The sequence below is a fragment of the Gordonia alkanivorans genome, assembly GCF_004011905.1.
Classification (GTDB): domain Bacteria; phylum Actinomycetota; class Actinomycetes; order Mycobacteriales; family Mycobacteriaceae; genus Gordonia; species Gordonia alkanivorans.
The window spans coordinates 3,413,926-3,435,903 of the sequence record NZ_CP027114.1 but is presented as its reverse complement, the minus strand read 5'-3'; the positions used below and the strand labels follow the sequence as shown (position 1 = coordinate 3,435,903).

At 66.4% G+C, this 21,978-nt stretch carries 17 protein-coding genes and 1 pseudogene; 7 read left to right on the top strand and 11 right to left on the bottom strand.

Features of this window, described 5'->3' with window-relative positions; all coding sequences use genetic code 11:
• Positions 1–44 precede the first annotated feature (44 nt).
• Genes C5O27_RS15590 through C5O27_RS15580 form a run of 3 tightly spaced genes read right to left on the bottom strand, consistent with a single transcriptional unit; the run spans position 45 to position 4,801 of the window.
• The gene (locus C5O27_RS15590) at positions 45–767 is read right to left on the bottom strand and encodes an ABC transporter ATP-binding protein (RefSeq protein WP_006359091.1); all 723 of its coding nucleotides are present in this window, start codon (positions 765–767) and stop codon (positions 45–47) included.
• Positions 764–3,514 carry a branched-chain amino acid ABC transporter permease/ATP-binding protein gene (locus C5O27_RS15585; RefSeq protein ID WP_127963101.1) on the bottom strand — a complete coding sequence of 917 codons (2,751 nt, stop codon included), beginning with the start codon at positions 3,512–3,514 and terminating at the stop codon, positions 764–766. The genes C5O27_RS15590 and C5O27_RS15585 overlap by 4 nt, the downstream gene beginning before the upstream one ends.
• A gap of 51 nt (positions 3,515–3,565) precedes the next feature.
• On the bottom strand, positions 3,566–4,801 hold the full coding sequence (locus tag C5O27_RS15580) for an ABC transporter substrate-binding protein (protein WP_127963100.1): 1,236 nt from the start codon (positions 4,799–4,801) through the stop codon (positions 3,566–3,568).
• Positions 4,802–5,399: 598 nt separating this feature from the next.
• Between C5O27_RS15580 and C5O27_RS15575 the strand changes: the two genes are divergently transcribed.
• On the top strand, positions 5,400–6,005 hold the full coding sequence (locus C5O27_RS15575) for a TetR/AcrR family transcriptional regulator (RefSeq protein ID WP_127963099.1): 606 nt from the start codon (positions 5,400–5,402) through the stop codon (positions 6,003–6,005).
• A 3-nt stretch (positions 6,006–6,008) separates the two neighbouring features.
• Here C5O27_RS15575 and C5O27_RS15570 read toward each other — a convergent pair whose 3' ends face one another.
• Positions 6,009–6,296, bottom strand: a complete 288-nt coding sequence (locus C5O27_RS15570; protein WP_006359087.1) for a hypothetical protein — start codon at positions 6,294–6,296, stop codon at positions 6,009–6,011.
• A gap of 77 nt (positions 6,297–6,373) precedes the next feature.
• Between C5O27_RS15570 and C5O27_RS15565 the strand changes: the two genes are divergently transcribed.
• The 3 genes from C5O27_RS15565 to C5O27_RS23025 are packed head-to-tail and all read left to right on the top strand — an operon-like array spanning position 6,374 to position 7,510.
• On the top strand, positions 6,374–6,997 hold the full coding sequence (locus C5O27_RS15565; RefSeq protein WP_244216524.1) for a TetR/AcrR family transcriptional regulator: 624 nt from the start codon (positions 6,374–6,376) through the stop codon (positions 6,995–6,997).
• A 31-nt stretch (positions 6,998–7,028) separates the two neighbouring features.
• Positions 7,029–7,376, top strand: a complete 348-nt coding sequence (locus C5O27_RS15560) for an SRPBCC family protein (RefSeq protein ID WP_244216523.1) — start codon at positions 7,029–7,031, stop codon at positions 7,374–7,376.
• Positions 7,373–7,510, top strand: a complete 138-nt coding sequence (locus C5O27_RS23025; RefSeq protein ID WP_244216522.1) for a hypothetical protein — start codon at positions 7,373–7,375, stop codon at positions 7,508–7,510. Before C5O27_RS15560 ends, C5O27_RS23025 begins: the two co-directional genes overlap by 4 nt.
• 7 nt (positions 7,511–7,517) lie before the next feature.
• Here C5O27_RS23025 and C5O27_RS15555 read toward each other — a convergent pair.
• Positions 7,518–8,021 (bottom strand): annotated as a pseudogene (locus tag C5O27_RS15555) (nuclear transport factor 2 family protein).
• Positions 8,022–8,113: 92 nt separating this feature from the next.
• The gene (locus C5O27_RS15550) at positions 8,114–8,533 is read right to left on the bottom strand and encodes a hypothetical protein (RefSeq protein ID WP_006359083.1); all 420 of its coding nucleotides are present in this window, start codon (positions 8,531–8,533) and stop codon (positions 8,114–8,116) included.
• A gap of 248 nt (positions 8,534–8,781) precedes the next feature.
• Between C5O27_RS15550 and C5O27_RS15540 the strand changes: the two genes are divergently transcribed.
• Positions 8,782–9,920 (top strand): IS3 family transposase gene (locus tag C5O27_RS15540; RefSeq protein WP_127962095.1). Its coding sequence is split into 2 segments (ribosomal slippage): positions 8,782–9,052 and positions 9,052–9,920, totalling 1,140 coding nucleotides; the frame shifts between segments, so codons are not numbered across the junction.
• Here C5O27_RS15540 and C5O27_RS15535 read toward each other — a convergent pair.
• The 3 genes from C5O27_RS15535 to C5O27_RS15525 are packed head-to-tail and all read right to left on the bottom strand — an operon-like array spanning position 9,862 to position 17,326.
• Complete coding sequence (locus C5O27_RS15535; protein WP_244216521.1) at positions 9,862–16,275, bottom strand: putative T7SS-secreted protein; 6,414 nt, start codon at positions 16,273–16,275, stop codon at positions 9,862–9,864. The genes C5O27_RS15540 and C5O27_RS15535 overlap by 59 nt on opposite strands.
• 20 nt (positions 16,276–16,295) lie before the next feature.
• Positions 16,296–16,934: a hypothetical protein gene (locus C5O27_RS15530; protein WP_127963096.1), complete on the bottom strand. Its 639-nt coding sequence runs from the start codon at positions 16,932–16,934 to the stop codon at positions 16,296–16,298.
• Positions 16,931–17,326 (bottom strand): SseB family protein, encoded by a 396-nt coding sequence (locus tag C5O27_RS15525; protein WP_127963095.1) that lies wholly within the window; start codon positions 17,324–17,326, stop codon positions 16,931–16,933. The genes C5O27_RS15530 and C5O27_RS15525 overlap by 4 nt, the downstream gene beginning before the upstream one ends.
• Positions 17,327–17,717: 391 nt before the next feature.
• On the opposite strand from C5O27_RS15525, the gene C5O27_RS15520 reads away from it, so the two are divergent.
• Positions 17,718–18,446, top strand: a complete 729-nt coding sequence (locus tag C5O27_RS15520; protein WP_127963094.1) for a M23 family metallopeptidase — start codon at positions 17,718–17,720, stop codon at positions 18,444–18,446.
• A gap of 20 nt (positions 18,447–18,466) precedes the next feature.
• On the opposite strand, the gene C5O27_RS15515 is transcribed toward C5O27_RS15520, so the two are convergent.
• Both C5O27_RS15515 and C5O27_RS15510 read right to left on the bottom strand, forming a co-directional pair.
• Positions 18,467–19,720 carry an APC family permease gene (locus C5O27_RS15515; RefSeq protein ID WP_127963093.1) on the bottom strand — a complete coding sequence of 418 codons (1,254 nt, stop codon included), beginning with the start codon at positions 19,718–19,720 and terminating at the stop codon, positions 18,467–18,469.
• Positions 19,721–19,792: 72 nt separating this feature from the next.
• Positions 19,793–20,512, bottom strand: a complete 720-nt coding sequence (locus C5O27_RS15510) for an NUDIX hydrolase (protein ID WP_425269610.1) — start codon at positions 20,510–20,512, stop codon at positions 19,793–19,795.
• 92 nt (positions 20,513–20,604) lie between these two features.
• On the opposite strand from C5O27_RS15510, the gene C5O27_RS15505 reads away from it, so the two are divergent.
• Entirely contained in the window at positions 20,605–21,873 is a 1,269-nt protein-coding gene (locus C5O27_RS15505; RefSeq protein WP_127963856.1) for a vWA domain-containing protein, read from the top strand.
• Positions 21,874–21,978 lie beyond the last annotated feature (105 nt).

Here is a 21,978-nt window from a genome sequence, read left to right as displayed (position 1 = left end):
CTGGCGCGACGGTCGACGAGTCGGCGACGCGCTTCCGTGGGCGTCTAGGCGCGTGCCGTCCCAAGGTAGGCCTCCTCGATCCGCTCGATGTCGGTCGCGAGCGCCGAGGCCGAATCCTCCAGGCCGACTTCGCCATGGACAAGGACCACGGCACGGTCGGCGATGCCGAGAGCCAGCCGCACGTGCTGTTCGACGAGGATCACCGCGGTCTTCTCGGTATCGGCGACGTCGCGCAGAACGGGCAGGATCGATTCGACGACGATGGGTGCGAGGCCCATGCTCAGTTCGTCGATCAGCAGCACCTTCGGGTTCTGCAGCAGTGCACGGGCGATGGCCAGCATCTGCTGCTCTCCGCCGGACAGGTCCCCGGCCGCCACCGTCAGTCGTTTGGTCAGCGACGGGAAGTGGCCGAGCACGTTGTCGACGGCCTCAGCACGCGCCCGTCCCCGCAGACGTGTTGCCAGGTGCAGGTTCTGTCGGGTGGTCAGGCGGCGGAACAGCGCCCGGTCGTCGGGCACGAGGACAAGTCCGGCACGGACCGCCGCGCGCGCGTCGCCCGGACGCACCGACTGTCCGGCGACCGTGACCTCACCACCGAGACGCGGCATCAATCCTGCCAGGGTCGTCAGCAGAGTTGTCTTCCCGGCACCGTTCGGTCCCAGCAGGGCGACGATCTCACCCGCGTTCACGGACAGCTCGAGGCCGTGAACACACGGGTTCCCTCGGCTGTATCCGGCGTCGAGGCCGTGGCATTCCAGCACCGTCACGACATCTCCTTCATTGGTTCGGGTTCAGCTGCCATCGCCGACGACGGGGTGCCCAGATAGGCCCCGACGACGGCCGGTGACGTGCGTATCTCATCGGGGGTGCCGTCGGCGATAACGGCGCCGAGGTCGAGCACGATCACCCGATCGCAGAGGCTCAGCACGAGGTCCATGTCGTGATCGACAAGGACCATCGAGACCCCATGTGCGCGAGCCGCTCTCAACCGGTCACCCAGCCATCGGCTCTCGGTGCTGTCGAGTCCGGCCGCCGGCTCGTCGAGGAGCGCGACCCTCGGTTGACCGGCGAGCACCCGTGCGACCGCGACCAACTGGCGCTGTCCCTGTGAGAGGTCGGCGGCCGGGACCTCGCAAAGGTGATCGATCTCGAGCATCTGCAACACCTTTCGCACGTTGTCCGACGTGTCGCCGGGTGCGCGCTGTGCCGCGATGGCCAGGTTTTCGGCCACCGACAGTTCGCCGTAGAGCTCGATGTCCTGGAAGGTGCGGCCGAGTCCCGCGCGGCTGCGACGGTGTGGCGCCAGACCGTCGATGGACGCGCCGTCGAGCGACACCGTGCCGTCGGCAGGTGCGAAGCCGCTGATGGCGTCGATCAACGTGGTCTTGCCGGCACCGTTCGGTCCGATCAGTCCCACGATCTCGCCGGCCCGGACGTCGAAGCCGACGTCGCGGACGGCGGTGACCGCGCCGTAGCGAACGGTGACGTCGCGGATGGAGAGGATGACCGAGCCGGTTGGCGGCGCGGGTGTATCGGCAACCGGCGTTGCAGGTGGTTCCACCGGGTGCTCGGCGGCGGGCCGTGCGGTGCGTCGACCCGGGTACGGCAACGTGTGGAGATAGCCGACCAGGCCGTCGGGGTTGGTGACGACGGTGAGCACCAACAGGATGCCGCTGACGAGCATGTAGTAGTCGCCGAAGGATGCGTATTTGTCGACGGCGAAGTACATCACGCCGCCGGGTGCGATGACGCCGGCCAGGATCGCCCCGGAGATCGAGGTGACGCCCGCGACATAGGTCACCGCGAACAGGCCGATGCCGGCGAACACGGCGTATGTCCCGGCGGTGGCCAGGGTCTGCTGATACGCGAGCAGCGCGCCCCCGAGTCCGGCCAGGAAGGAGGCGATCGCGAAGGCGAACAGTTTGGTGACGCCGACGTTGATACCGGCTGCGGCCGCGGACCGTTCGTTGGCGCGGACCGCGAGCATCGACGCGCCCAGCCCACTTCGTCGCAGCGCCGCGACGCCGTAGGCGACGACCGTCAGGACGACGAGGCACAGGATGCCGAACGCGAGACGCGGATAGCCCTCGCCCGCACCGATGCCGAGGTCGATGCCGAAGATCGACGGCGAATCGACCGGTGCGCCTTGCAGACCGCCGTTCAGGGACGGGTTGCGGAACCAGAATGCCTCGCAGAAGACCGCCAGGGCGAGGGTCGCGACCATGAGCGGCAGGCCACGCACTCGGAGGGCCGGCAGCCCCACGATCACGCCGATGACCATCGCAGCGCAGGCGGCGAGAAGAGGTGCGAGCGGGAACGGCAGGTTGAGGTCCTCGGTCAGCCTGCTCAGCGCGTACGCTCCCACGCCCGCCAGGGTCAGTTGGGCCAGCGACACCTGCCCGGCGTACCCGGTGACCACGACCTGGGAGAGCGCGATGATCCCGTAGATCATCGTGGCGATCACCGCCAGACGGAGAGAGCCGGACGTGGCGAGCAGGGCGATGACGGCGACGACGACGCCGATGATCCCGGGGACCAGCAGATGTTCGGGACGAGGTGAGCGGCCGAGGTCCTGGCGGATGACTGCTCCGCGTCCGGGCAGCGGTTGACCGCGGATGAGGAGGAACGCGATGATCAGGATCAGTGGAACCGCCTCTGCGACACCGGCGTCGGGCATCCAGTCCCAGGTCGCCTGGAGTTTGGTGGCCTCCGACTGGAGCATGCCGATGACGAGTCCCGCGCCGACCGTCACCGAGATCGCGGTGAAGTTGCCGACCAGCGCCGCGGCCAGTGCCGGCACGATGAACATCGTGTAGGCGACCGGATTGAGGGGCACGATCGGGGCGATGAGCACGCCGCCCAGGCCTGCGGTCGCCGATGACAATGCCCAGTTGGCGATGGCGATACGGTCCGGGGAGAGACCGGTGACGAGTGCACCCTTCTCGGATTCGGCGGCCGCCTCTGTAGCGACGCCGAAGCGGGTGTAGCGCAACACGAGTCCGGCGCAGATGGCGAGCCCGACGATGACGACGGCGAGCAGCAGCCGGTCGGTGGGCACCGCACTGGAGCCGATCTTGAAGGTGTCGACCTTGAAGATCGGGCCGACGCTGGGGGTGTTCTCTCCTACGCGCAGGGCGATGAGCGCCTGGATGACCAGCATCAGCCCGATAGCCGCGACCGCCTTGGCCAGAGCCGGTGCGGCGCGCATCGGCCGGAAGACGAGCAGGTAGAGGATGATGCCGAGGATCGCGGCGATCACCACGGAGATCAGCACGGCGACAGCGACTCCCACATCCGAACCCAGCGAGATGGTCGTCGGGAAGCCGGGTATGGGGTTGAGGAGTTCACCCTGACGCAGGAAAGCGTAGGTGTAGGCGGCGTACAGGGCCACCGCGCCGGTGGCGAAGTTGACCACGCCGGAGCTCTTGAAGGTCATCACCAGGGCAAGACCGAGTGCGGCGAAGACGGCCCCGTTGCCGAGGCCGAGAACCAGGAACGCTAGATGGTCAGTCATGGAACTCCTCGATCGGGGCCACGCCGGAGTGTGGCCCCGATCTGGTCGGAATCAGTTGTTGGTGACGACGGTGTTCTCGAGCTTGGCGTCCGAGGTCACGTCGCTGACCAGGATCGCCTTGCTGCACAGGGACGTCAGCGGCGGGAAGGCTTGGCCGTTGCAGGTGAACGTGATGCCCGGGGCGGCAGGGAGCGGAACGTCCTTGGCCTCGGACAGCGCGTTCTTGAACGTCTGGGCGTCGACGGCTCCCTCGAGGCCGTTGAGTTCACCGAGTGCGGCGACGACCTGGTAGCCGATGTAGGCCAGACCGGCGGGATCGGTGTCGGGGGCGTACTGCGCCATGACGCTGCGATACTGGGTGACGCTCGGGTCGTCGGAGCTGAGGTTGACGGTGGTGAACGCCTTGGATCCGGCGACGGCCTCGTTGCCGACGGCGTCGAGGACAGGCTTGTCGAGGCAGCTGGCAATCAGGTACTTGGTGGCGTCTGGTGCGACGGTCTGCAGAGTCTTGAGCACCGAGATGCACTGGCGGGTGTCGCCGAGGATGCTGACGGCGTCGGGGTTGTCGGCGAGACCGGCGGTGATCTGCGGGGTCACGTCGGCGGCGCCGGTCGGGATCGTGACGACGTTGAGTGCCACGCCGGCGCGCTGGAACATCGGATCACCAAGAGCTTTGACGGACGCGGCGGCGTCGCCGGAGTCGCCGATGATGAGGGTGACCTTCTTGAGGCCGTCCTTGGCAGCGGTGGCGGCCTGGCCGGCGAGCACCGCGACGATGCCGCCGGAGAGCATGAACGAGCCGGGTGTGGCCATCTCGGCCTGCGAGACCGGAGCCTGAGCGACGTAGGGGATCCCGGCGCCGGCGACGATCGGCAGCATCACGGCACCCTGAGCACCAAGCGGCGACACGACGACCGAAACCTTCTCCTCAACCATCTGGTTGGCGCACTTGGTCGCCGAGGCGGGCTCCTCCTGCTGCTTGCACACCACGAGGTCGATCTTGTGCCCGCCGATTCCGCCACCGTTGTTGTTGAGGTACTCGACGGCCGCTTCGCCACCTTCGCGCACCATCGGCGTCGTCACCGCACCGCCTTCGGGCGTGATGAAGCCGATCTTGACCGGGTCGCCGGTTGCCGCGTTGCTGGGCAGCGAGCTGGTCTCCCCGGCGCTCGAACTCTCGGAACTGTCGTCGGCGCAGGCCGTGAGGGCGCCGAGAGTCAGGACGCTCGCGCAGCCGAGGACGGCGGTCGTACGTGCGACGCGTTTGAGTGCAACTGGTGATTTCAACTGCGATCCCTTCGATAGGAGTTGACGCCCGCCTGATGATGTTGCGCGAGCAGGAGGTGAGCTGTGGTCGGCGTCGTGGTGACTGTAAACCCGGATGATGTCGGGTATGAGTGCTTTCGGGAAAGTGCGGTGGGCTTCAGTTCTAGTGCAGCACAGTGTTTTACAGATGCGCGCGTACGACAAACACGACAACTGACGCCACCCCTGTCGACCGGGTGGCCGGTGCCGGCACACGTCATTCCGTCCGAGTGGCGTCACCTGATTCCCGCGAGGCTGCCACCCCGCCCCCGCTAGCCGAGCGACACGATCACCGCCGCCCTAGCCCTGCCGGCCGAGTGGCAGCAACCGGGATCACCACCGCCGCTCCACCCTGCCGGCCGAGTGGCGGCAATCGCGATCACCACCGCCGCCCCACCCCGCTGGCCGAGTAGCGTCGACCGAGCGCAGCGAGGACGCCGCGTATCGAGGTCACCGTGTCCCACATCACACTGGACTTCAAGGCAAAAGTTAGACCACCATCCAGAAATCGGTGGCCGAATGTAAGAATTGGTCCCTAGGGCGCCACCCGGCCGCTCGACGACCCGACGGAGGCACACCGATGACCGAGGTTGCGCACGTCGGACGTCGTGAACGGAACAAGCAGCAGACGCGCGATCGGCTGCTTTCCGCCGCTCGTGAACTTCTCGCGACGCGAGGCACCGATGCGACCGTCGAGGAGATCGCGGAACGCGCCGAGGTCTCCCGGGCAACCTTCTTCAACTACTTCCCCAGCAAGGACGACCTCGTCAGTACGCTGTACGCCGAACTCATGGGCGTCTTCGGGCGGGTCGTCGACTCGATGCTGCGACGGCCGGTCAGCACCCACGACCGGGTGGTCGGAGTCTTCATCGACTTCGCCCAGTCGTCGATGGCCGATCCCGACTACATGCGTGTTGTGACCGGGGAGATCGAGCGACTGGCGACGGCGTCGGAGGGACTGAGCGAGCGCAGCCACCTGTTCACCGCGCAGGTGCGGCGCCTGTTGGAGCCCGGCCTGGAACAAGGCGATCTGCGCACCGATCATCCGGTGGAGTTCCTGGCCCAGATGGTAGCGGCGATCTACCTGTCGACGATGCGCTACTGGCGGATCGACCCCGACCTCGACATCACCGAAACCTTTGAACGCGCAGGGCGATACGCGGCCGAATCGATCGTTCCGCGCTGAGGGTCACCCGTCGCCCGGTCGCGGCACCTCGGTTTCCCAGCGCACACGACGCTCGTCGTCGGTCTGCTCCCACCAAGGAGTGCCACGCTCCCCCAAGGCGACTTTCGCAGCCTGGACGCCCGCACGGGATTCCGGTGCACCCTTCGTGCGTTTCACATCCCGTCGCCACGCCATCAGGATCGACTGGAGTTCGGACCGTCGTTCGTCCGGGATGAGCGGATCCGTCGCACGCCACTTGCGGCCGTTGATCACCACGTAGTGGCCGTCGGGCGTGTGCTGGGGGTTGGTCATGGTTCCACGGTGCCACGAACATGAGTTTCTGCGGCGTAGGCATTGTCTCCGGCCGGCAACAGCTATACCCTGTAGCTGTGGCTACAGCCTATAGCTCAGCGCGCAGGACCGATCGTCGGCAGTCGACGATCGATGAGGCACTCGGCCACGCTCGCAACATCATCGACGAGCAGGGTGTGGGAGCAGTCTCCATCTCCGAGATCGCCCGACGCATGCAGATGCGCCCCCCGTCGCTCTACAAGTACTTCCCGTCGCTGAATGCCCTGTACGACAGGCTGTTCGAGATGGGAAATGTCGAGCTGAGTCGGTACGTCGATGACGCACGACTCAGCCGTGAGCCCGGGTTGGATCAACTGCTCGAACAGTCACGGGCGATCATCCGCTGGTCGATGACCGAACCGGGCCTGGCGGCGCTGTTGTTCTGGCGACCGGTTCCCGGTTTCGAGCCGAGCGAGGCGGCGTTCGCTCCGGCGCGGGCGATCGTCGATCAGGCTCGTGAGGATCTGGCGACTGCTGTCGCACGCGGTGAATTGAGCCCCGGTGTCGATTCCGAGGATGCCCTGCGCCTCCTCACGTCGGTCGTCTCGGGCATCGGTTCGCAACAGATGTCGAATGAACCGGGAGCGACCTACGAAACCGGTTCGTACACAGGACTACTCGATGACGCCCTGCAGATGTGGGTGCGTCACTATTCGCCCTGAGCGAGCCTCGGGGCACTCAGGAAGGACCATCATGCGTCAGGATCTCACCAGCGACTCGGTGTCGCGCCACATCGACGCGAGCCCCGAAGAGTTGTACGACATCGTCTCCGACGTCACGCGCACACCCGAGTTGTCCTCGGAGATAGCGGATGTGAGGTGGCTCGACGGGGCGACCAGTCCCGCCGTCGGAGCGCGATTCCGGGCCCGCAACAGCGCCGGCCGCGGACCGGACTGGTTCAACAAACCCGTTATCACGGTCGCAGATCGTGGGCGTGTGTTCGCCTTCGAACGGACGGAGTGGATCGGCGGGATCCTGCGGTGGGGCTACCAGTTCGAGCCCGACGCCACCGGCACGACCGTCACTGATCGTACGAAGTGACCAAGCCGCTCAATGCCTTCGGGTGGTTCCTGATCGGCACACTCTACGGACTCAAAGACCGCAAGACCGATCTGCGACAGGGTATGACGGAGACCCTCGAGCGGCTGGCGGTGATGGTCCGGCAACCGGCCTGAGGCCTGTTCAGGCCGGGTCGGCGAACGTCCCCGCATGCACCGTGGCGTCGTCATCGAGTGGTCGTCGGAGAGACCACCGTTCGGTGAGGGTGCTGGCAGCCATCCTCCACTCGTCGTCCTCGACGACGTACTCGTCGTCGTACTCCCCCGTCATGACCGTCTCGGTGCGGTCGATCAGATTCACCTGTCGGAACTTCAGGGTCCAGCGCCCGGTCGCCGTGGTCTCCGACGTCAGGGTTATGTCGGGATGGAAGCCGTGGTGCATGTCGAAGATGACGTACTATCCGTCGACCTTGTGGAGAGCGACCTGCTCGAAAATCTTCGCCATCGGCTCCGCATCGTCGAAGGTGCCCAGCGGGCCGTAGTCGACGCGTGCTCCCTGGGTAATGAAACACCTGCGAAAGCCGTGGACGTCCTTGGCATCGCACGCGCGCCAGTAGCGGTGCTTGAGTTGCTTGATGGATTCGATGCGGACAAGGTTGTCGAGGCGGTCAGTGCGGTCGGGCTTCATGTTGTCACCATAGGGTCCCGTCTGTTCCGGTGGGCGATTCCGACGCAGCGGACTGAGGACAATGGGTTCATGTATGGCGCTTGGCCGGAGCATCAATCCTCGCCGTCAGAGATCTCTGACTGAAGTTCGCGTAGATTTGTGCCATGCGCGTCCCGTGCGGCATTGGTGATGTCTGTGTTCGGAATGACGAAGAAGCGAACCCAACCTTCGCGATACACCCGGTGGATTGTTGATGACTCCAGGTGTAGGTCGGTTCCTGAGATGGTCAAATCGAACAAGTCGCTACCGATTTCTACCTTGGAAGGCGTGAGCGAAACACTCCAACTGTAGCCAAGGTCGGCACGAACTGATGTGTCGTCAATGACCTGAACATCTCCAAGATAGAAGTAATTGTCGAGAGCCTTCCAGTTTGGTGTGTCAGGCAACTCAAGATAGATGACGGTCGACTCTGAGTACGTCTCAAAGAAATAGATCAGTGCGGTCCTGGAAAGCTCACATAATTCTCTGTTCACCCGTTCGATCCTGTTCTCAGAATGGCCTTGCTGATACCCGGAGCCACTCGCTGGGGATCCTCATGTCGGGGCGGAAGACAATCTGATTTCCACCTCCGAGCAGCACGCCGCCAGCGTACACGTCTTGCGGTGCGACAAATCCCTCGAAGTACCGGACACCGGCGGGTATGAGGTGGGCCCTTCGTAGTGGTCCAGTTGTTGTGCGACTCTGTTGCCCGAGTGTTTGGGCAGGAAGAATCGACGACGACATGGCAGGTAGCAAGCGCCGGCGGCATACGCCGGATCAGATCATCCGCAAGCTGGCCGAGGGCAACAAGCTCCTCGGGACCGGGCAGGAGTTGGCTGAGGTGTGCCGGCATCTGGAGGTCACAGAGTCGACCTGGCATCGCTGGGTGGCCCAGTACGGGGGCATGAAGGCCAATGACGTCAAACGCCTCAAAGAACTCGAAGCTGAGAACGCTCGGCTCAAGAAGTTGGTCGCCAACCAGGCCCTCGATATCGACATGCTCAAGGAGGTTTCGTCGGGAAACTTCTGACCCCGAACCGCAAGCGCAGCGCCGTGACGATGCTGCGTGAGCGGTTCGGGGTATCTGAGCGGCGAGCATGTGCTGTGGTGGGCATCCACCGCTCCACGATGCGACTGCACCCAGCGCCGATCACCGCGGAGGAAGCCGAGCTGCGGTCCTGGCTACGTGGGTTTTCCACCGACCGGCCCCGCTGGGGCTGGCGACGCGCCGCGATCGCCGCGCGCAAAGCGGGCTTCACGGTCAACAACAAACGCATCCGCCGCCTGTGGCGCGAGGAGGGGCTGCGAGTTCCCCAGCGCCGCAGGAAGAAACGGCTCACCGGAATCGGGACCGCGGTTGGGGCGATGTGCCCAATCCGGCCGAACGTGATCTGGGCGATGGACTTCCAATTCGACACCACCGCCGACGGCCGAACCATCAAAATGCTCAACGTGATCGACGAGTTCACCCGCGAAGCCCTGGCGATCCACGTCGACCGCGTCATCAACGCCGATGGCGTGGTTGACGTTCTCGACCGCCTGGCCCTGATACATGGTCCACCGTGCTACGTGCGGTTCGACAACGGACCGGAATTCGTCGCTCACGCCGTCAACGACTGGTGCCGATTCAACGGCACCGGATCACTATTCATCGACCCCGGCTCCCCGTGGCAGAACGCCTGGATCGAATCGTTCAACGGCCGCCTGCGCGACGAGCTGCTCAACTCCTGGCGCTTTGACTCCCTGCGCGAAGCCCGGGTCATCATCGAAGACTGGAGGATCGACTACAACGCCAACCGACCCCATTCGGCCCACCACGGACTCACCCCCGCCGAGTTCGCCCTACAGTGGACCACGACCCACCAACCCCAAGCCGCATAGCGACTGGACCATCGAATGGGTCCCCCTCAGGTACTTCGATCGTCGTCACGGCCGTGGCTTTATTGCCCCACAAGGGATTCAGGGCACTGTCGATCCGCGCTTGAATCGGTCCGAGTGGTTCAACTCGTGTCCAGAACTTCCCGAATGGCCCTTCTCCCGCGGTTCCAACTCGATACAAGGTCATCGGTTCGGTCGTCACTTTCTCGGTGTAGATCGCCCCACGGAAGGAGTCACGCGTCTGTTCGGGTAGTGGGCCAGGATTGAGGGGTCCGTACGTGTCGACGATCTCGTCACCGGAACAGGGCATCAGCCCAAACGGATCGCAGGTTATAGCGGGGTTGGTTGGGTAAGTGTGCGGATTCGGTGCCGGCGCCAGACCGAGCGGGTCGGGACTCAGGTAGCGCCCGGTGTCCGGGTGGTAGTAGCGATGCCGGTTGTAGTGCAGCCCAGTCTCGAGATCGAGGTACTGGCCTGGGTAAGACCAAGGGGTCGATACGCCCGTCCATGCGGTTTCGCCGTAGAGGGTCCGGACTGATCGGCCGGCGATCTCCCCGCTGCCCGGGTCAACCAGCGCGGTCGGCGAGGCGATCTGGTCGGTGACGATCGCGAAGAACTCACGATCAATCTCGGACTGTGTCCATCGGCGCGCCGAGGGTGGCACAGCAGCAGTGTCGTTGCCGAGGTTGAGACTGAACTCACGGTCCTGGCCTGCTCCTTCGGAGGAGTCGACGTCGGTGAGGCCAATCGGCTCAGAAGTAGTTGTCTGCGCCAGCGGTGCGTACGCGGCCGGCGAGTAGGCCCAGGTTGTGGCCTGCAACCACTGATCGTCGTCGGGCATGGGGTCGGTCTGCTCGACGAGGTGCTCCCCGTGCCAATGGAAGCGCGTGGTTTCACCAGTCGACTGATCGGTCTTCGACAGTCGCCGTCCCACGTGGTCGTAGGTGTAGGTCCACACCGTCCCGTCCGACGTGGTCACCGACCGCAGATGATCGTGGGCATCCCAGGCGTAGTGCCACACATCTGGTTTGCGTGACAGTCGGCGACGACTCATCGAGATGACGCGACCCGCAGCGTCGTAGCGGTAGGACGTGCGACCGTCGTCCACGAGGAGAGTGCCGGAGTAATGGCGGCGGCCCTTCGTGCCCTTCGAGGCTCGGCTGGCGCCTCGCACCTCAGGGAGCAGCGGGTCGGTAGCGCCACGCACCTCCGGGCTACTGCTGCTCACCCCTGTGGATACGTAGTCGGTGATGTTGCCCGTGGCGGCGTACGAGAACTGTTCGGTCCCGGCAGGACTGGCGGCCTCGACGACCCGCCCGAGCACGTCGACCCGATAGTCAGTCCGACCGGCAGCCAGTGTCGACGTCGACGCGGTGAGAATCCCGTCGGAACGGTAGCTGTACTCCGCGGCCGCGACCGTTCGGTCGGGCCGCCTCTCCCCCACGCCCGCTGCACCAAGTCCGAGGTTCAGCGCCGCCGGGCGCTCAGCAACAGCGATGACGGAACGTCCGGTGAGACGTCCCACCGGATCCCACGTCGAATCGATCGCTGCGCCTTCGAAGCGCCGCCGCTGTTCCCGTCCGGTCGGGCTGGTGGTGATGTCGCAGGAGCGTCCCGCAGTGGACAGGAAGCCGAGGACACCCCGCGGGTCGTAGCCGTACCGCGTGCTTACGCCGGTCGGCGACGTCAGCGACGCCAGGCGTCCGGCGCCGGTCCAGGCGGACTCGATGATCCAGTCGCTCCGACCGTCGTGAACACCGGTGAGCTGCGGTAAACCCGCGGCCGTGTAACTCGTGTGCCAGCGTCCGAAGACACCGGTTGCTGCGTCCAGTCGCCCCGCCGCATCGAAGCTGTATTCCGTTGTCTCCCCGTCGAGGTCAGCATTGACCGGATCAGCAGTCAGGTCGCCGATCAGTCGTCCGGCAGCGTCGTAGGTGAAGAACACCGTCTGCCCGGCAGCGTTCGTGCGTGACGCCAGCCGACCCTCGTCGTCGTAGGTGTAGCTCGTTGTTGCGTTGTTGAAGTCGGTCTCCGACGCCAGCGTGCCGTCGGCGTTGTAGGTGTAGGTCCACACCAGGTCGTCGGGGTTGGTGACCGCCACCAGCCGACGTGTGGCGTCGTAGCTGAACTCGGTGCGCGACCCGTCGGCGTCGATACGTGCGACCGGCAGGTCGTAATGCCCGTACTCCCAACGGGTCACCGCACCGACAGGATCGGTGTACGCGATGCAGTTGCCTTCGCCGTCGTACTCCCACCGCGACTGGCCGCCATCCGGTGCCGTGACACTCGTCCGGTTGCCCATCGCGTCGTAGGTCACCACGGTCTGTGCGTCCTCGGCATCGACGACCTCGGTCGGACGCCCCAATCCGTCGTAGCTGATTCGTGTGGTGTTACCGAGCGTGTCTGAGATCGTGACCGGGAGGCCGGCAGCGTTGTTGCGGTATCGCACGACGACGCCGTCAGGATCAGTGTGCGACTTCAGCGCCCCGTGCTCGTCGTACGTGTAGCTGGTCTCCGCACCGGCATTGTCGACGACGCTGGTCGGCGAACCGTCCTCGTCGTAGCCGATTCGCGTCGTGATGCCGCCCGGTTCGACGATCCGTTCCGGACGACCGGGCCCCGCGTAGACGACGTCGGTGACCTTCCCGTCTGGTGCCGTGACCTGCTCGACATCGCCGAACGCGTTGTAGCGCAGCACCGTACGCGCACCGCCTGGGCTGGTGATCGACAGCGGCTGACGGTTGGCGTTGTAGTCGGTGGCGATGATCCGCCCGCCGGGATCGGATTCCTGACGCACCCGACCATCGGTGTCAATGCCGTAGACCGTCGTCGCACCGAAGGCATCGCGATAGGTGGTGTACGACCCGTTGCCGTCGGGACGCAAGTGATAGTCGAACCGCCCCGACCAGACCCCGTCCATCCCGGACTGAATGGTCACCCGCCCGAGATCGTCGTAGGCGTTCCAGTACTCCATACCCAGCGAGTCCCGCCACCAGGTCATACGGGCGGCATCGTCGTAGCCGAAATACGTTGTGGCGCCGACCGCATTCGTCGACACCGCGAGGTTTCCCTGGTGGTAGTCGAAGGTGCAGAGCTGCTGATCGACGGGTACGCCGTCCAGTCCCGCAGTGAGGCGGTAGCCGAGAATCCGCGCGCCGTCACACTGTACGTCGATCCTGTAACCGGCCGAGTGTTCCACCGCCGTGGGCCGTCCGCGCTCGTCGAAGATGAACTCGATCCGGTTCTGGTGGCGGTCGGTCATCGCCGACACCGCAATGCTTCCGGCACGCACATCGATCCCGGTGAGTTCGGGGATCGGGACGAAGAACCAGCTCAGGCGGTCGCGAACGTGGGTGACCTGATAGCCGCCGGTCGGGGTGGTCCGTAGCTCCCAGTCGGTCGCGTTGACACTGCGCGACACCGAATCGCCTTCGGGCTTGGGGAAGTTCGTCATCGTGCCGTCGGCGTCGACGATGGTGACGAGGTCGTCGCCGGCGATCGCCCGCGCGTCGAAGGTCGACGGTGTGGTCGGGCCCATCCAGCGGCCCCATCGATACCTCGAGCGATGACGATGCGTTAGGTGCACCGGGAGTACGCCCGGCAACTCGACGTCGGTCAGCGGCAGGAAGTACTCCCCCGATGCAACGTTGACCGGTTCGCCGTTGCTGCGGCATTGGGTCGGCGCCTCGTTGCCCTCGCTGGTGTCCGCCCGGTCCGGCGCGTGGTCGTCGGTTCTGCCGGGGTTCGCCGGGTCGTGGGGTTCCCGGGTGTCGTGGTCGATATCGGGCGTGTCCGAATGAGGACCGTTCGGTTGGCCGGGATGGCGCGGTGACGAGTCGGGATCCGGCGTCGTAGGACGTGGGTTCGCGGTGGGTGATCGGTCCGGTGCGGCCGGTCGGTCCGGGAACAGCGCCGCCGGGATCGGCCGGTCGTCCGGGGTGATCCGTGTGGTCGCGGGAGTCCCCGGGTCGCGGTCGGGCGTGTGCCGGACAGCGGGTTCGGGCGCGTGGTGGAGGTTCGACGGTGCCGGTCGGGCACCGTCACGCGGAGGGACCGCCTCGGGTGTGGCCCGGGCGGGTGGGGTGCGGTCGGGAGTGGAATCGGGTGTACGCGGCGGTGCCGCAGGCGCATCAGGCCTGTTCGGTGTGGCCGGGTTGACTGGTGCGTTGGCCGGTTTCGACTGTCCGGCGTCGGGGGTGCTGTGTGGCGTCGGTCCCGTGTGAGGTCCGGTGACCGGCGCGACCGGGGTGGTCGGCGAATCGTTCGACGGGCTACGGGACGGGGTGTCGACTCCCGGGTGGGGACCAGTCGCCGGAGCGTCGGCGTGCGGCGCCACGGGCGTGGGTCTGGCCGACCCCGGTGCGTCGGAGTCGGTGCGCGGAGCCGCCGTCCCTGGGCGATCGTCGGCCGCCTTCGGCGGGTGCTGACCGGTGGGCTCGTCGGTGCGGGCCGGGCCGTGTCCGGGGCCGTCTCCATCGGACTTGGACGGAGTCGGTTCCGGTGTGCCGGTGACCGGGGCACCGTCGCGGTCGGTGGCACCGGTGTCGTCGGCCCGGACCGGGTTCGGCTGCGCGGCGTCGCCGTCCGGTGTCGTCGACGGCGGGTCGTGGCGGTCGACGCTGGGCGCATCGTTCTGGTCGATCGGGGCGTGTGGCGTCGTGGACGGCGAGCTGGTGTCAGCTGCGCCGAGCCCCGTCGGCGTGGTCGTCTCACCGCGGTCGGGTCCGGGCGGGTCGTCGTCTCCCAGGGGCCGAGAGTTCGGGGTGCCGTCGACCGGATCGGAGGACGTCGGGTCCGGTCCGTCTCCGCGGGGCGTCGTTTGCTCGGGTGTCGAGGTGGGTGCGGGTCCGTCGGTGTGGGTTCCGACCGGTGGAGAGCCGTCGAAGGCGCCGCCGACGGGTTGATCCGGTGATGTCGGTGGAGCGTCGGGACGTGCCGGTGGTGCGTCCGGTGTCGGGGTGGGCGACGAATCGACGGCCCCACCGGCCGGAGTCCCCTGATCTGGAACCGAGGACGGTGAAGGCACGTCGGGCTGGGCACTCGTCGTCGAGCCATCGACCTGCGGTACCGGCGGGCCGTCGTGCGTGATCGGCAGATCAGGTCCGTCACTGCCAAGAAGGTCGGATGACGGTGTGGCACTGTGACTTGCGGGCGTTATGTCGGGCGTGGACGGTTGCGGGGCGATCGGCGACGGTCCGGTCTCGCGCGACACCGGATCGATGCGCGGCGTCGGCGAGGACGGTGTCGGCGAATCCGGCGTCGGGAGATGCCGCGTGGTCTTGAGGCCCGCGGTGAGTGCCGCGGTCCCCTTCGGGCCGGGCGCGACCGTCATCAGGATGTTGCCGGTCAGGTTACCGAGGGCCTGCGACGGGTCACCCGACCATCCGGAGCCGATGAACCCGCGGACGAACTCATCGGGGTGTGCCACCTGATGCACGAGGCCGGCAACCATGCCCGCGGTGTTGCGCGCGTATTGGTGGGGGTTGGTGACGTTGTAGATGTTGGTCGGGTTCAGCATGTTGAGGGCTTTGACGACCTCGGTCACCGATCCGATCATGCCCGCTTCGAAATGGTTGAAGGCGGTGAAACCGGCTGTGCCGATGTCCTTCGCACTCATCTGCGCCTGCTCGAACGCGGAGGGCATCGGCGGTGCGAGGTTCGCTGCGCCGCTGAGTTCCGCCTTCGTGCCAGGCGCCGCTGAATTGCGTTGGTCCCGGCCGATTTTCAGTATTCGACGCGCCTCTTCCCGGTATCCCGGCCAGGGATCTGGTCCCGGGTGAACGGGCGGGGTGTCGCGGCGGTTGTTCTGGTAGTCGTCGAGTTCGGAGTTGTACTGTCTCCGCTTCTCGTCCCACTCGGCCTGCTTGCGCTTACCCTCCTCCCACACACGGACCGCCTCGGCCGCCTTCTGCTGGGCGAACTCGACAACGCCGGCCCAGCTCGTCAGCGCGGCAGCGGCTTTCGACGCCGCCTCGGCCGCCGCGAACCATTTCGGCACCTGGCTTCCGATGGCGTCGCCGAAGCCCTGCGCACCATCCCCGGTCCAGTCGCCGGCCGAGATTCCGCGTAGCCCCTCCCCGGCGCTGGTGAAGTTGCCGGCGAAACCGGTGAATTTCCCAGCGAGTTCCCGGATCCCGGCCGGGTCACCGAGGACCAATTCCTTGGGATTGTTGGTGCGCTCGAGCTCCAGCTCGTCGGGCATCGCTCCCAGGGAGTTGGCGACGTCGTCGCCGAAGTCCTCGACCGTGGCCGCGATCTTGTCGAGGCCGACGGTGCGCAAGCCGCTGCCGAGGAGGTCGGTGGCGCCGTCGACCACTTCCCCGAGGAACTCCTTGCCGCCCTCGAGGAAGTCGAACATGCCCATTCAGGCTGCCTCGGTCATTGATTGCCGTTCGGTACGGCAGGATCGGGATCGGCTGGGGCGTCAGCGGTGAAGCCGTTCTCCTGGAATCCGTCGATCGTGTCGGTGACCGACGACACCGGGTTGACGGCGTGCTTCCCAATCGTCCCCATGTCGTCGAGGAACGTGGCACCGGTGGCGCCGAAGAACTCCTTGTGGCGCTGCATCTCCTCGGGGGTCTGGGCCCACTGCGGGTTCGTCACGGCGTTGCGGTTGTGGTCCCAGAGATCACTCCAGGACATGTCCTTGCTCTGCTCGGCGGTCAGGTTGGGGTCGCCGATGAGATCCATCGTCCAATCCTTGAGCTGGTTGGCCGCCCACTCTTCCTCGCGCTCATAGTGACTGGCTCCCAGCCCCAGGCCCCGCGACACTTCAGCGGCGCCGGTCACCAGGGCCCGCACGCCCCATTCCCAGCGATCGCAATACTCTTCGAGCCCCGACTTCGGGTCGGCGTGACCGATGGTCTTGCCGTCGAGGTCGAGGTCCCCGTACCCGCGACCCAGGCCGGCGGAGTATCCGGAGCCGACGCCGGTCTGGCCGAGACCGTCGATCACCCCGTTGATTCCCGTGCTCGCCTTCTCCAGATCCGCCGGAGTGACGCCCAGGTTGTCGGTCATCGGACGATCTCACCTTCGTCGTCGTAGAAGCAGTGAGGTGTCAGTTCCTTGGTGGGCGGGAACGTCATCATCTCCGACGTCGAAGGGTCGACGACGAGGCCTGTCGGCTCGGGAGCTTTGTCGAGCACCTCGTCGATCAGTTGTTGGCCTGCGAGGTCGACGTAGGTGATCTCGGCCGGATCGCGGTCGGTGAGGTCGGCGAAGTCGCGCAGACGCTGTGGCGTCGTGAACGCGAGCATCCACGCAATGCCGCTCTGGGTCAGGGTGAAGAAGCGGCCGTGGACGTCGAGCGGCACCGCCAGGCGCGCCTCACGCAATGCGTCGTACAGCTTCGGCGGGTCGCCGAACCCGGACAGGTACGCGCGTACCTCCCCCGCATACGTGACAGTCATCGAATCCCCGACAGTCAACCCCGTGCCGGATGATGCTAATTCACCCGGACCCGATCCTCACGGCGGCTGTCCACAGGGCGGACCCATACACGCGCCCCACGAGGCACCGGACTCGCCAATTCCGTGCCGACGGCTGTCCGGCGATCGGGTTCGCGGCCGTTCAAGGATCCGTGTTCGACGACGTACCCGAACCGATACGTCCGTCGAAGTCCTGGTCGCTATTTGTCCGACTTGTCGCACTCACGGATCTAGGAATCCGGGGCTAACAGGACGTTCTCGTGACCTCGCCCACTTTGAGTGGCCCTTCTCAGGCTCTGCTTAAGTCTCTGTGGGTAACCTCGCCGTGTCCTCGCTGAGACCGAACTGTTACCTAACCTGAGACGGAAAAGCTGTGCCTCGACACCGACTGAATGCCCACAACTCGCTCCACGCGTTGCTCGACTCGACCCCCCGTAGCCGCCGACCCGGACGGCATCGTTCAACCGCACCGTCCACTGTAGGCAAAGCGGTCCGAGTCGGCGCACTCACCGCATTCGTCGGTGCCGTCGGACTGACCGCCGGTACGGCCGCCCAGGCAGCTGCACAGCCCGCCCCCGCACTGCCGAAGGTCGCGCTGCCGGAGAGCGTGAAGATGCCCGCCGGTCTGGTCCTGCCGCCCGAGCTGGACAAGATCGCTCGCGACGTGCTCCCGCCGTCGGCGTTCACCCCCGGCGTTCCCGGCCACCCCGGCATCCGCAAGGCGGTCAAACCCGTCAGCGGCACCGTGACCTCAGGCTACGGCCCGCGTTGGGGCACCAACCACAACGGAGTCGACATCGCCAACAAGATCGGTACCCCCATCTACGCCGTCACCGACGGCGTCGTCCTCGAGTCCGGACCGGCCTCGGGCTTCGGCCAGTGGGTCCGCGTCAAGCAGGACGACGGCACCACCGGTGTCTTCGGCCACGTCGACCAGAGCTTCGTCCGTCCCGGGCAGCATGTGACCGCCGGTCAGAAGATCGCCACCGTCGGCAACCGCGGCCAGTCCACCGGCCCCCACCTGCACTACGAGGTCTGGGATGCCAACGGCAAGAAAATCAACCCGCAGGTGTGGCTGAACCAGCGCGGCGTCCACCCGTGACGGACGCTTCTTCCTGAGCCCTAACGTCGGAGCCGGCGTGTACTGCGAATCGCGTACACGCCGGCTCCGACTGCTAACACGGCCATCCCGGCCAGCACGGAGGTGAGCGGCAACGTGAACGCCACCACCACGCACCCGATGACACCCACCACCGGGATGGCGCGCGCGGGACGGTTCTCCTCGCGGGTCAGCGTGAACGCCGACGCGTTGGCGACCGCGTAATAAAGCAGCACACCGAACGACGAGAACCCGATGGCCGCGCGGACATCCGCGGTCGCGGCGACCCCCGCCACCACCGCCCCGACCACCAACTCGGCGCGATGCGGAACCTGCGTCCGAGTGTGGACGGCGGCCAGCGCCCGCGGCAGATGACCGTCCCGGGACATCGCGAGCACGGTCCTCGAGACACCCAGGATGAGCGCGAGCAGGGACCCGATCGCAGCGACCGCCGCGCCGACGCGGACCACCGGGACCAGCCAGTCGACGCCCGCGGTTTCCGCGACCGTCGTCAACGGGGCAGCGGCGTCGCCGAGTTCGTCGGATCCGAGAATGCTGAGGGCCGCGGTCGCGACCAGCGCGTAGACCACGAGAGTCAGACCTAGGGAGATGCCGATCGCACGAGGAATGGTGCGGGCGGGGTCGCGGACCTCCTCGCCCAGCGTCGCGATCCTCGCGTAGCCCGCGAAGGCGAAGAACAGCAGGCCCGCCGCCTGCAGCACGCCGAGCACGCCGGCGTCAGAACTCAGCGACAGACGGTCGGGACTGGCGACGTCCGACGTGAACGCGGACACCGCGACCGCGGCCAGCACCGCCAGGACGAACGCGACGATGATCCGCGTCAGCCACGCTGCTTTCTGCACTCCCGCGTAGTTCACCGCGGTCAAGGCGACCACGGCGGCAACAGCCACGGCGTGCGCGTGCTCCGGCCACGCGTAGACCCCGACCGTCAGCGCCATCGCCGCACACGACGCGGTCTTGCCGATGACGAACGCCCACCCGGCGAGGTAGCCCCAGAACTCGCCGAGGCGCTCCCGGCCGTACACGTAGGTGCCACCCGAGACCGGGTAGAGAGCCGCCAACCGGGCGGAAGATGTTGCGTTGCAATACGCAACGACGCCCGCGATCGCGAGGCCCACGAGCAACCACGATCCGGCAGCGGCTGCCGCCGGCGCAAGCGCTACGAAAATTCCCGCACCGAGCATCGCCCCGAGCCCCACCAGCACCGCGTCGTGAAGACCGAGAGCACGACGCAACGAGTCCGTGGAGTCCGTCATCGAATTCCTTTGTTCAGTGGTTGCACGACGCTGTGGAACCTGAAGCGTCGCTCAGGCGAGGCCGCGGCGCCGCTACTGAGTGTCGGGCCTCGGGCTGGGTAATCGCCACCCGAAGGTCGCGGTCGGCGGTGCGTCTTTTGCGTACAAGCGGGCCGGGCGTCCACCGCCAACACGAGTGGCGGGTTTTCCTTCTGCGTCGAGTTGCGGTGCGAGCAATGGTTGCGCGCGCCGGTTGAACGAGTCCCGCATGAGGCGTCGACCGAGTATCGCCTCGTGCAGTTCCCGCAGCTCCGACAGCGTGTACGGCGGCCGCAGGAGATTGTCCGGGTCGGGCTGGTCTTCGTAGCGTTCGCGGAGTTTGTCGGTGGCCGCTGCAATGATCTCGGCGTGGTCGTAAAGGACCTGCTCCCCTGATGCCAGCTGCCCCGTTGGTGTCACGGGCGCGAGTTCGCCCGTGACGTCGGACAATTCGACGGCCGGCAGGGCCACAGCATGCGCGACCGAGATCGTCCACCCGCGAGGATCCCGGTCAGGATCACTGAAGACCGCCAGCAGGTGCGGGCGGACGTGATCGGGCGAGAGCCCCAGTTTCAGTTCGAGCACCTCGCGCACCGTCTCCTCGACGGTGCGCCGCTCCCGGACGAACCGCCCCGGCAACGCGGCCCTCCCCTGCTCGTCGCGCTGGATCACCACGTTCAGCGCGCCGTCGGAGACCGTGAGGACTGCGATGTCGACGGCCACGTTCGGTCGTGGGTAGTCAGTGAGCGTCGTCGAACCAGTGGCCACGAACAAAAGATTATGCGAATGTCTGCGCAAAGATCTATTCTCAGATTCGCGCAAAGTCGCCGTCTCGATCGGATGCCGAGACGGAGGAAGGAAGAATGATGAAACTCTCCGCTGCTCTGGACGTCGAGATGGTGGCCCACGAGACTGCCGATGAAGTGACCGTTCTGCTGGAACTGCAGGCTCCCGCGGGACCCGAGACCACACGCACCCCTACTGCTGTGCAGGTGGTGCTCGACCGGAGCGGGTCGATGTCCGGCAGCCCGCTCGAGGGTGCGAAGAAGGCGCTGGCCGGCGTTGTCGCGCAGCTGGATCCGTCGGATGCGTTCGGCGTGGTCACCTTCGACGACGACGCGCAGGTGGTCGTGCCGGCCGCTCCCCTGTCGGACAAGCAGCGCGCGGTGGACGCGATCGGGTCGATCGTCGCCGGTGGCTGCACGGATCTGTCGTCGGGCTACCTGCTCGGGCTGCGGGAGCTGCGGCGTAGCGCCAAGGCGGCCGGGATCCAGGGCGGGACGGTGCTGATCATCAGCGACGGTCACGTGAACCGCGGGATCACCGAGGTCGACAAGTTCGCGAGCGTCACGTCGAAGGCCGCTGGCGACGGGATCGTCACGTCCACGCTCGGTTACGGGCGGGGCTATGACGAGACGTTGCTGTCGGCGATGGCGCGCGCCGGCAACGGCAACCACGTGTTCGCTGACAACCCGGATGCGGCGGGTGCGGCGATCGCCGGCGAGGTCGAGGGTTTGCTGGCGAAGTCGGCGCAGGTGGTGACACTGACCGTGCGTTTCGTCCCGCAGGTGCAGGAGTTGTCGCTGTACAACGACCTGCCGGCACACCAGACCGCCGACGGCGAGGTGATGATCGAGCTCGGCGACTTCTACGCGCTCGAAGAGCGCAAGCTGTTGCTGCGGATGAAGGTCGACGGCCTCGCCGCACTGGGTCTGGCGCAGATCGCGACGCTCGAGTTGCGGTACGTCGAGACCTCGACGCTCACCGAACACACGGTGTCGCTACCGATTTCGGTGAATGTGGTGCCGGGCGACGAGGCTTCGGGTCGTGTGCCGGACCCGAAGGTGGAGTCCGAGCGCCTGTACCAAGAGGGGCAGGCGGCGAAGCTCGAAGCGTCGAAGGCGTACGAGTCCGGCGACCTGGGTGCGGCTGAGGCACTTCTGGAGGAGTCGGCGTCTCAGCTTCGACGGGCGTCGGCGCTCGCTTCGCCCGAGGAGTTCATGGCGATCGAGGAGGAGCTGCGGAGCATCGAGGTGCTGGGTGCCCAGGCGAGGGTCGAGGGTGCGGGATACGCGTCGAAGATGTCGCGGGACTCGTACCACCTCGCGAACCGGAAGCGCGGGCGTCGGCGGTAGTAGTGGGTCCTCGATTGGTGGGCCACCGGGCTGGACTCGAGGGCCCACACCCACGCCCTGCTGGTGTTCCCCGGGCAGTGCAGTCGCAGCGAGTCCGAGGAGTTG